The sequence below is a fragment of the Enterobacter sp. ZOR0014 genome (assembly GCF_000798855.1).
In the GTDB taxonomy this organism is placed as follows: Bacteria; Pseudomonadota; Gammaproteobacteria; order Enterobacterales; family Enterobacteriaceae; genus Enterobacter; species Enterobacter kobei.
On record NZ_JTLF01000121.1, the window covers coordinates 1 to 10,129 of the forward strand.

At 56.2% G+C, this 10,129-nt stretch carries 10 protein-coding genes; 1 reads left to right on the forward strand and 9 read right to left on the reverse strand.

The annotated features are described in order from the left end of the window. The 9 genes from dam to L977_RS06475 all read right to left on the reverse strand — a co-directional run. Positions 1–727, reverse strand: a 727-nt coding sequence (dam, locus tag L977_RS06435; RefSeq protein WP_047625344.1) for an adenine-specific DNA-methyltransferase, incomplete at its 3' end; no start/stop codon positions are given. Between the two features lie 67 nt (positions 728–794). Further along, complete coding sequence (damX, locus tag L977_RS06440) at positions 795–2,090, reverse strand: cell division protein DamX (protein WP_014885525.1); 1,296 nt, start codon at positions 2,088–2,090, stop codon at positions 795–797. A 92-nt stretch (positions 2,091–2,182) separates the two neighbouring features. After that, positions 2,183–3,271 (reverse strand): 3-dehydroquinate synthase, encoded by a 1,089-nt coding sequence (aroB, locus tag L977_RS06445; RefSeq protein ID WP_047625346.1) that lies wholly within the window; start codon positions 3,269–3,271, stop codon positions 2,183–2,185. A 56-nt stretch (positions 3,272–3,327) separates the two neighbouring features. After that, positions 3,328–3,849 (reverse strand): shikimate kinase AroK, encoded by a 522-nt coding sequence (gene aroK, locus L977_RS06450; protein WP_003861630.1) that lies wholly within the window; start codon positions 3,847–3,849, stop codon positions 3,328–3,330. Between the two features lie 286 nt (positions 3,850–4,135). Continuing rightward, positions 4,136–5,374 carry a DNA uptake porin HofQ gene (gene hofQ, locus L977_RS06455; RefSeq protein WP_047625348.1) on the reverse strand — a complete coding sequence of 413 codons (1,239 nt, stop codon included), beginning with the start codon at positions 5,372–5,374 and terminating at the stop codon, positions 4,136–4,138. Further along, a complete protein-coding gene (locus L977_RS06460) occupies positions 5,286–5,690 on the reverse strand; it encodes a HofP DNA utilization family protein (RefSeq protein WP_047625350.1) in 405 nt (134 codons plus the stop codon). Before L977_RS06460 ends, hofQ begins: the two co-directional genes overlap by 89 nt. Next, positions 5,680–6,135, reverse strand: a complete 456-nt coding sequence (locus L977_RS24440; protein WP_047625351.1) for a HofO family protein — start codon at positions 6,133–6,135, stop codon at positions 5,680–5,682. The genes L977_RS06460 and L977_RS24440 overlap by 11 nt, the downstream gene beginning before the upstream one ends. A 3-nt stretch (positions 6,136–6,138) precedes the next feature. Next, positions 6,139–6,633, reverse strand: a complete 495-nt coding sequence (locus L977_RS06470; protein WP_045134911.1) for a PilN domain-containing protein — start codon at positions 6,631–6,633, stop codon at positions 6,139–6,141. Further along, entirely contained in the window at positions 6,630–7,406 is a 777-nt protein-coding gene (locus L977_RS06475; RefSeq protein WP_047625354.1) for a hypothetical protein, read from the reverse strand. Before L977_RS06475 ends, L977_RS06470 begins: the two co-directional genes overlap by 4 nt. A 120-nt stretch (positions 7,407–7,526) precedes the next feature. Here L977_RS06475 and mrcA point away from each other — a divergent pair, with 120 nt between their 5' ends. Next, positions 7,527–10,079 carry a peptidoglycan glycosyltransferase/peptidoglycan DD-transpeptidase MrcA gene (gene mrcA / locus L977_RS06480; RefSeq protein ID WP_014885532.1) on the forward strand — a complete coding sequence of 851 codons (2,553 nt, stop codon included), beginning with the start codon at positions 7,527–7,529 and terminating at the stop codon, positions 10,077–10,079. The last annotated feature ends 50 nt before the right edge of the window (positions 10,080–10,129 follow it).

Consider the following 10,129-nt stretch of genomic DNA (forward strand, 5'->3'; position numbering starts at 1 on the left):
AATGCTTCGCGGCTTTATACCATTCGCGCGTATCAGGCGTATCGTGATTCGAAATTAACACCGGAATTCTTTTGCTGACCAGCTTTTCCGCCATCTCCGCCAGACGCGCCTGTTCGGCCGGGCTGAAGCTGTTGGTATGGTAGGCGGTGAAATTCGCCGTCGCCGACAGCGGGGCGTACGGAGGGTCACAGTAAACCACCGAATTTACGCCCGCCAGTTCCATACACTCCTCATAGGAGAGACAGTGGAACTCTGCATTCTGCGCTTTTGCAGCAAAGTGATATAACTCGTCCTGCGGGAAGTACGGGCGCTTATAACGACCAAACGGCACGTTGAATTCACCACGCAGATTATACCGGCACAGGCCGTTGTAACCATGACGGTTGAGATAGAGGAACAACAGAGCGCGGCGGAACGGATCCTGGCTCTGATTAAACTCCGTGCGGAACCGATAGTAGACGTCAGGGTTGTTGTTCTCAGGCGTAAACAGCTTACGCGCCTCTTCTACATACTCATCGGTACGCAGTTTGACGATGTTATAGAGGCTGATAAGGTCGCTGTTGATATCCGCGAGGATATAACGAGAAAAATCGGTGTTCAGGAACACCGATCCTGCACCCACGAAGGGCTCGATAAGACACTCGCCTTTTGGCAGGTGCTTTTTAATATCATCAAGCAGGGGGTATTTCCCCCCTGCCCATTTCAGAAAAGCGCGATTTTTTTTCATGCTGACTAACTGATTACACCTTCTCCGGCTGTGGAGAAAGCTCCGACAGCATCCTGCGCTTTAAACATTACTTCAGATCGGCCTGAACCTGATGAATCGGCTTCGCCCATGGGTTTTTAGCCTGAACATCTGCAGGCAGCGACGCCACGGCACGTTTCGCTTCATCTTTGGATGCATAAACCCCGCTAACCAACACATACCACGGTTGACCGTTTCGGGTCGTCTGATAAACCACGTAGTTTTTCAGATTTGATTTCTTCGCCCAACCGTTGAGGTTGTCATAGTTAGACGAACTGCTCAACTGCAGCGTGTAGTTGCTGGATGGCGCAGATTTCAGCGAGCTGACGTTGCCTGCGGTTTTGCCTGCTGTCGTGCTGGAAGCCGTCGCGGCAGGCGCAGTGGTGGCCGCCGGTGCCGTTGTGGTCGCCGTCGCTTTCGGTGCAGTCTGCGTGACTGGCGCTTTGGCCGGCTCGTTCACGGCAGCTGTAGCCGTGTGTTTCGGCTGTGTCGGTGCGGCTTTCACTTCAGGCGCTTTGACTACGGCCTGAGGTTTGGTTTCACGCTTAGGCTCAATCACCGCCTGCTTACGTTCAGGACGTGTCGCCGTTTGCGTCTGACGCGGCTTGGTTTCCGTCGCCGCAGTTTGCGGCTGAGCGTTACCACCGCGAATCGGCGCAACGGTTGCAGGTTCAGTTGGCAGCGTAGAGTTCACCACAACGTTATCAACCTGCTGCTGGTTCTGTGGCTGCGTCAGTGCATTGTTCAGGTCTCCCTGAACTTCTACACGCTGCTGGCCTTCAGGCGTAACGGGAGCCTGGCCCTGAGCTGGGGTTGATGACACAGGCGGCAGGGAAACATCCTGCGGCGTCGTGGTGTTGCTGGCAGTCTGCTCAGCGGAAGTGGTGCCCGGCGCTGGCTGCGCACCGTTCGCCTGATCCGTCGCATCGTTACCGGAAAGATTAATGCTCTTCTCAGTAGAAGCCGTCTGCTCGGTTGAGTTAGTTGACGGTGCTTTCAGCGCGGAGCCAATGCCAACAATCAGCAGCACAAGCACCAAAACGCCAAGGCCCATCATAATATACTGGCGGGAAGCCGGTTTCTGCGCAGCGGCTTTTTTACGTTTACGCGGGCGACGCTCTACAGGCTGTTCGTCCATTGAATCTTCTTCGGACTCATAATCCTCTTCTTCTCGCTCATCACGCGCGTTGCGGCTACGCGAAGGGCGACGATCGTCTGCATCCAGTTCAACATCGTCAAAGTTGATCTGCGGCTCGTTATCACGTTCTGAAGATTGACGAGAACGACCAGTACGACGATCGCTGGGATCGGGTTTCAGCTCGTCTTCTGGTTTGAATTCATCCATTTAACACCCCACTCAAAGGCTTATGCCTACGTCTTTGCATTTCGCCTGAAGCTAAACGACCACCGGTAAAAGTGGCCTGACCTTTCTAGTTGTTACGCCTGCTGACAATCAGCGATAGCGCCAAGAACGACATCGTGCGACACTCCGCCGCGCACTTCACTCTTCCCTATTGCAAGCGGGAGTACAAGACGCATCTCACCTGCCAATACTTTTTTATCGCGCATCATGTGGGGTAAATACGCTTGCGCCGACATCTCCTGCGGCCCGGTTACCGGCAAACCTGCACGTTCAAGCAGCGCAATGATACGTGCCGTCTCTTCCGGTTGAAACTGACCCAGACGTTCAGAGGTGCGGGCTGCCATGACCATTCCGGCTGCGACGGCTTCACCGTGCAACCAGTTGCCGTAACCCATTTCGGCTTCAATGGCGTGACCAAACGTATGCCCAAGATTCAGTAAAGCACGTAAGCCGGTTTCACGCTCGTCTGCGGCGACAACTTCTGCTTTCAGTTCACAACAACGACGAATGCAGTATGCCAGTTTTGCTTCATCCAGGCGCAACAACGCATCCATATTCTCTTCCAGCCAGTTAAAGAACTCGCCATCCAGAATAATGCCGTATTTGATCACTTCAGCCAGACCCGAAGCCAGCTCGCGCGTCGGCAGGGTTTTCAGACAGTCGAGATCCACCACGACCGATGCGGGTTGGTAGAACGCGCCAATCATGTTTTTGCCGAGCGGATGGTTGACTGCGGTTTTGCCGCCGACAGAGGAGTCGACCTGTGACAGCAACGTGGTCGGGATTTGAATAAAACGAACGCCACGTTGATAGCTTGCGGCCGCAAAGCCGGTCAGATCGCCCACAACACCGCCGCCCAGGGCAAGCAGTGTTGTATCGCGACCATGCGGTTTTTGCAGCAATGCGGTAAAGACGGTATCCAGTACCGTCAGGCTTTTATACTGCTCGCCATCGGGCAGAATCACACTGTCGACTTTAACGCCTGCCTGCTCAAGCAGGTGGCGTACGCGGTCGAGATAAAGCGGAGCCAGCGTCTCATTGGTGACCAGCATCGCCTGATCACCCGCTTTTAGTGGTAAAAAGGAAGCTGGGTCGTTAAACAAACCAGCCGCGATGGTGATAGGGTAACTACGTTCCCCGAGAGTAACTGTAATCCTCTCCATGACGCGACATCCACCTTTAATGCTTTACCCGCAGGCGAGTGTATATAAAGCCAGAATCAGTTGCTTTCCAGCATATGAATAATCTGGTTTGCAACCACTTTAGCGCTCTGATCGTCAGTGCGAATGGTCACATCGGCAATCTCTTCGTACAGCGGATTGCGTTCATCGGCCAACGCTTCCAGAACTTCGCGAGGTGGCGTTTCAACCTGCAGCAACGGGCGCTTTTTATCGCGCTGCGTACGTGCCAGCTGTTTCTCAATGGTCGTCTCAAGATAGACCACTACGCCACGGGCGGAGAGACGGTTGCGGGTTTCGCGAGATTTCACAGAGCCGCCGCCTGTTGCCAGTACGATGCCCTGTTTTTCCGTGAGTTCGTTGATCACTTTTTCTTCTCGGTCACGGAAACCTTCTTCGCCTTCTACATCGAAAACCCAGCCCACATCAGCTCCGGTTCGTTTCTCAATCTCTTGATCAGAATCGTAAAATTCCATATTGAGTTGTTGAGCTAACTGACGCCCAATAGTGCTTTTGCCGGCACCCATAGGCCCAACCAGAAAGATATTGCGTTTCTCTGCCATTTTATCGGTACTACTAAGACTATTCGTTAATGGTAATCCCCGCTTCGCAGACACCCGGCGTAGCAGGACATGAACTGAAACCTCATATGCAATAGAGCGAGAGTCAGACTAAAAATTATCTCAATACTCCGGCTTGTTTGGCAACTGATTAAATCACCACGCCGGTCGCATAAGGTAATAAGACGTAAGTCCAACTCAAATCGGTACTCCTTGTATGCTAATTCATGCCCCACGTCAAACATCTGCAACAAACTGAATGCAAAATCATTGCGGGGATCGTTACCCGTCAGTGAATAGCCACCAGACGTGGTGTAATAAACACCACTAACTCACGCCGTTCATTGTCTTTTCCATCATGGCGAAAAAGTTGTCCCAGCCAGGGGATGCGGCTAAGCCCGGGTACGCCGTCACTGCCGGTTTTATTCTTTTGCGAGAAAATCCCGCCCAGCGCCAGCGTTTCTCCACTTTTGACCTCCACCTGGGTTTCTATCTCCTGCTTGTCGATGGCCAGCGTTTCACCGTCAGCCTGCTGCAACACCTGTCCCGGCATGTTTTCACTGATGTGTAACTTCAGTCGCACGCGTCCACCGGGCAATACCACCGGCGTGACCTCCATTCCGAGTACTGCCTCTTTAAACTCCACCGAGGTCGCGCCGCTTTCGCCGCTGGAGACCTGATACGGGATCTCACTGCCCTGCTTGATGCTTGCCGGTTGCATATGCGAGGCCAGCAGCCGGGGGCTGGCGATGATATCGACCTGCTGTTTTTGTTCCAGCGCAGATAACTCCAGATCCAGCAGCCTGCCGTTAATCCGCCCGATGTTAAACCCCACATGGCTGGTTGCGCTGGCCACGGACAGATCGCTGCCAAGCGTCGTAATCTGTCCAACCCTGCCCGCCTCGGTAGCGTCAGCGAGATTCCATTTCACGCCCAGCTCACGGAGGCTTTTTTCATTAATGGTGACAATGTGCGCCGCCAGCTCAACCTGCTCGACGGGAATATCCATCTGCAACGCCCACTGCTGCAGCGCTTCCAGCGCGGCAGCGTTATCTCTGACCAGCAGGCGGTTGGTACGTTTGTCGACCGATACACTCCCCTTTGGACTCAGAAGCTTTTCCGCGGCTTTTTGCAGTTCCCCGGCGTCCGCATATGAAAAAGGGAGGCTTTGGGAGATCAGCGGTGCATCAAGCTGTCGACGCGCCCGCTCCTGCTCTAAACGTTCCCGCCGATCGCGCAGCCATGCCGGGGTATGAACATAAAAAATACTGCGCTCCTCGTGCAAAACGAGCCCGGCGCTGGCAACGACCGTCTGCAATGCTTGCCGCCAGGGGACGCCCGTCAGATTAAGCGAGAGCGTGCCGCTGACATCGGGCGATATCACCAGATTACGGTTCTCCTGCGTAACCAGTGCCTGGAGCACTTGGGCCACAGGAACATCATCCACCACCAGCGTGACCGGCTTTGGCGCGGCGGCCCACAGCGGGTGGCTGAACGCCAGCAGCAACAGCACTATCCTTAACGTCATTTGTATCCTTTCCTTCTCGTTGCCACGTCCATTGCCCGGGTTCACATGTCTCCCCCACGGCAATGACCAGTTCCGTTTCATTGATGGCGGTTATCTGCCAGCCCGCCGAAAAACGATCGTGCATTTTCATACGATGCCAGCGCTGTTGCCCGTCCTGCAAAATAGCCAGTCGCTGCTGTCCGGCTACCATTCCGCGGTAGTGCCACTGCGCCAGCTCGCCCGTAGCGCAAGGGTCATCCGGCGGACGAAACGGATCGCGCATGCCGGTCAATAACAGCACGGAACAAACCAGCAGGCCCTTCGCGCTATTTCGCATGTTCCAGCTCCAGCCGCAGGCGTAACACCGTACTTTGGGGCGAAATCGTAAAAGCAGCGACCTGCACATCCCGCTGTGCCAGCCGGGAAAAGAGTGCGGGGATCGCCTGCCACGCCGATTCCAGCGCCAGTTCGCCGCCGTTTTGCAACGGCTTCCAGTGCAGGAGCGTTGTTCCTTCACCCTGAAAATCGAGCGGCGAAAATGGCATCATCTCCCGTGCCGTCTGGGTTTCCGGACGAAGCGTTGTCTTACTGGCGGAAGGCCACAGCGACGCGTTAGTCCGCACCTCCTGGACCAGCTGCTGCTGTCGCTCTGTACACTCCCTCTCAACTGGCCGAAGCACCGTGCTCCATGCTGCCAGTCCCACAAGGAAAATCCCCAGACACATGCAGATCAGCCGACACCAGGGGCGGCTATCACACCAGCGTTCTAACAATGTCTCCACGCGCTACCCCTCGCTTTTCAGGTACAGCGTGAACATCCAGCGCCCCTGGCTATCCTGCCGAAGCTCCCCTTCAGGCCCGGGCATAAAGCCGGCGAGTTGTCCCACCCCGTTGCGCAGCGCAGAGAGAGCCGGAAGGGTGGAGGCATACCCGATCATCATCAGCGCGGGAGGCTGATAACGCAGCTCTGTCAGCCAGACCTGTGGGGGCATGGCGCGGGAAAGTGATTCCAGCACCGGTTGCCATGCGTGTCGTTGCAGCGTGCCCGCAGGCTTCTGCGTCACGGTGGTCAGTTTCTGGCGAGACATAAGGCCACGCTGCACGGACTGGGTTCCCACAAGCTGACTTTGCAGCGCGCGCAGCGTTACCTGATGATTCATTCGCAGACTGAAAACGATCATGAGGATCAGCAGCGACGTGCTGATAAACATGCCGCCCCAGAAACGCAGGCATCGCGCGCGACGCTGCTGACGCCAGGGCAGGAAATTGGTGACGTTCATTCAGGCTCCTCACTCATAGCCAGTGCCAGCGCGACGGTAAAGTCAGCGCCGCATTCGGGGAGAGGAGCATGGCAGCGTTGCAGGGTTTCCCATGGCGTCCGTTGGGTATCAAATAGCGCGATGTCGTTCGGGTTGAGGGCCAGCAGCGCCGCCAGCTCAGTGACGTTTTCTGCTTCAGTGGTGTATCGACGTCCCCACTGGTGGCGCATGGCCCACAGCCATTGATGCTGATCCCGCCAGGCGACGCACGGCGTCGGTGCTACCGCAGGGAGCAGGTTCGCCAGCGCGCTGGCATCCGGGGTGATGGTCGCCAGCCGCAAATGTAGTGTTTTCGCCAGCGCCAGCAGCGTTTCAACCTCCTTGTTTTGTGCGGCAGTGACGTGATACGTATTGCTGAACGTATCCTGGGTGTAATCGAAACAGAGGGTATCTGCGGACATCTCCAGTTCGCGCGAGAGCGACGCGCCCAGCCATGAGAGCTGTTCGCTGTCGCGCAGCGCAACCGCCGGGCGGGGAAGCGACCTTTGCAGAGTGCGCGCGGCTGGGAATGAGAGATAGACCCGGTGATAATGCGGCAGCGTCTTTCGCCAGTCGCGCAACGCATCAACCAGCTGTTCCGGCTGGCAAATTTTGCCGTCACGAATCGTGCCTTCAGCAAGAGTGAATGCCCACCAGCGGCGTAAACACCAGCCGCCTCTCTCCCGGGCCAGCGCCGCAATCAGCACCCTATCCTGTTGAATATGAACGCCCGTTTGCCATGTTTTGAAAGCCATGCTTCACGATCTCCTTATCGCCCGTCGCCGTGACGGCTATATCAATGAATCAGGCTTGCCTTTATACTACCGCGCGATTGTTTAGAAACTGCCCAAGTGAAACCAAATGGGAAATCTCCGGTGAAGTTCGTAAAGTATTTATTCATCCTTGCAGTCTGTTGCATTCTGCTGGGAGCAGGCTCGATTTACGGTTTGTACAAATATATTGAGCCACAGCTACCTGATGTCGCCACGCTTCGCGATGTGCGGCTCCAGATCCCGATGCAAGTCTATAGCGCCGATGGCGAATTGATGGCGCAGTATGGCGAGAAGCGTCGTATCCCGCTGACCTTAAACCAAATTCCGCCCGTAATGGTGAAAGCCTTTATCGCCACCGAGGACAGCCGTTTTTACGAGCACCACGGTGTCGATCCGGTGGGGATTTTCCGCGCCGCGAGCATTGCGTTGTTCTCTGGTCATGCCTCCCAGGGGGCAAGTACCATTACGCAGCAGCTGGCGCGTAACTTCTTCCTCAGCCCTGAAAAAACGCTGATACGTAAGATCAAAGAGGTGTTCCTGGCGATCCGTATTGAGCAGTTGCTGAGCAAGGACGAAATCCTTGAGCTGTACCTCAATAAAATCTACCTGGGCTACCGTGCTTATGGCGTGGGGGCTGCGGCACAGGTGTATTTCGGTAAACCGGTGGATCAACTCACCTTAAGCGAAATGGCCACCATCGCCGGTCTGCCTAAAGCGCCTTCTACGTTTAACCCGCTCTATTCGCTCGATCGCGCCACCTCGCGTCGTAACGTCGTCCTGTCACGTATGCTGAGCGAGGGCTATATCAGCCAGAGCGAGTACGACCAGGCGCGCAACGATGTCATTGACGCCAACTACCACGCCCCTGAGATCGCCTTCTCTGCGCCTTACCTGACCGAAATGGTGCGCCAGGAGATGGTGAGCCGTTATGGCGACAAGGCCTATGAAGATGGCTATCGCGTGTACACCACCGTCACTCGCAAAGTGCAGCAGGCGGCTCAGGAGGCGGTGCGCAACAACGTGATGGACTACGACATGCGTCACGGCTATCGCGGCCCGTCAAACGTGCTCTGGAAAGTGGGTGAAAGCGCGTGGGACAGCAAAAAAATCACCAGCACGCTGAGGGCGCTGCCAACCTATGGCCCGCTCCTCCCAGCTGTCGTGACGCAGGCCAATCCTCAGGAAGCCGTTGCGACTCTGGCGGATGGCACTTCCGTCTCCCTGCGTATGGACGGGATGCGTTGGGCACGACCTTACCGTTCGGACACTCTGCAAGGGCCAACCCCGCGTAAAGTCACCGACGTGGTACAGACCGGACAGCAAATCTGGGTGCGTAAGGTGGGCGATGCCTGGTGGCTGGCGCAGGTCCCTGACGTCAACTCGGCCCTGGTCTCGATCAACCCACAGAATGGTGCGGTCATGGCGCTGGTTGGCGGGTTCGATTTCAACCAGAGCAAGTTCAACCGCGCGACTCAGGCACTGCGTCAGGTTGGCTCCAACATCAAGCCGTTCCTCTACACCGCGGCGATGGATAAGGGCTTAACCCTTGCCAGCATCCTTAACGACGTGCCTATCTCCCGCTGGGACGCTGGTGCCGGTTCCGACTGGCAGCCGAAAAACTCGCCTGCGGAATATGCCGGCCCTATTCGTCTTCGTCAGGGTCTGGGACAGTCGAAAAACGTGGTGATGGTACGTGCCATGCGCGCGATGGGCGTTGACTATGCGGCAGAGTATCTGCAGCGTTTCGGCTTCCCGGCGCAGAACATCGTTCGCACCGAGTCGCTGGCGTTAGGCTCCGCTTCCTTTACCCCGCTTCAGGTCGCACGTGGATACTCGGTGATGGCCAACGGTGGCTTCCTGGTTGACCCGTTCTTCATCAGTAAAATCGAGAACGATCAGGGCGGCGTGCTGTTTGAGGCAAAACCGAAAATTGCCTGCCCTGAGTGTGATATCCCGGTCATTTACGGCAATACACCGAAATCCGAGGTGCTTGAAAACAAGGACATGGAAGACCCTGCCGTGTCTCAGGAGCAGCCGAATATCGTTGTACCGCAGCCACAGCTGGAGCAGGCTAACCAGTCGCTGGTTGCACAGACCGGCGCGCAGGAGTATGCCCCGCATGTGATCAACACGCCGCTGTCGTTCCTGATCAAGAGCGCGCTGAACACCAACATCTTCGGTGAACCAGGCTGGCAGGGTACCGGCTGGCGTGCGGGACGCGATTTACAGCGCCATGATATCGGCGGTAAAACGGGTACCACCAACAGCTCGAAAGATGCGTGGTTCTCCGGCTACGGTCCGGGCGTAGTGACCTCGGTGTGGATCGGTTTCGACGATCATCGCCGTGACTTAGGTCGTACCACGGCATCCGGCGCGATTAAAGATCAGATTTCCGGCTACGAAGGCGGCGCGAAAAGCGCGCAACCGGCGTGGGATGCGTACATGAAATCCGTTCTTGAAGGCGTACCAGAGCAGCCATTGACGCCACCGCCGGGTGTGGTCACGGTCAATATCGACCGTAGCACCGGACAGCTCGCTAATGGCGGTAATAGCCGCGCCGAGTATTTCATCGAAGGCACGCAGCCAACCACGCAGGCGGTGCATGAGGTGGGTACAGAGATTATTGATAACGGCGAAACGCACGAGCTGTTCTAAGCATAAAAATGCCCGGTAAAAACCGGGCAAAGAATCCCAGGCCGGGTAAG

Coding starts and splice junctions, on each gene's coding strand:
- damX (WP_014885525.1), bottom strand. CDS start 2,090: ATGGATGAATTCAAACCAGAAGACGAGCTGAAACCCGATCCCAGCGAT.
- aroB (WP_047625346.1), bottom strand. CDS start 3,271: ATGGAGAGGATTACAGTTACTCTCGGGGAACGTAGTTACCCTATCACC.
- aroK (WP_003861630.1), bottom strand. CDS start 3,849: ATGGCAGAGAAACGCAATATCTTTCTGGTTGGGCCTATGGGTGCCGGC.
- hofQ (WP_047625348.1), bottom strand. CDS start 5,374: ATGACGTTAAGGATAGTGCTGTTGCTGCTGGCGTTCAGCCACCCGCTG.
- L977_RS06460 (WP_047625350.1), bottom strand. CDS start 5,690: ATGCGAAATAGCGCGAAGGGCCTGCTGGTTTGTTCCGTGCTGTTATTG.
- L977_RS06470 (WP_045134911.1), bottom strand. CDS start 6,633: ATGAACGTCACCAATTTCCTGCCCTGGCGTCAGCAGCGTCGCGCGCGA.
- L977_RS06475 (WP_047625354.1), bottom strand. CDS start 7,406: ATGGCTTTCAAAACATGGCAAACGGGCGTTCATATTCAACAGGATAGG.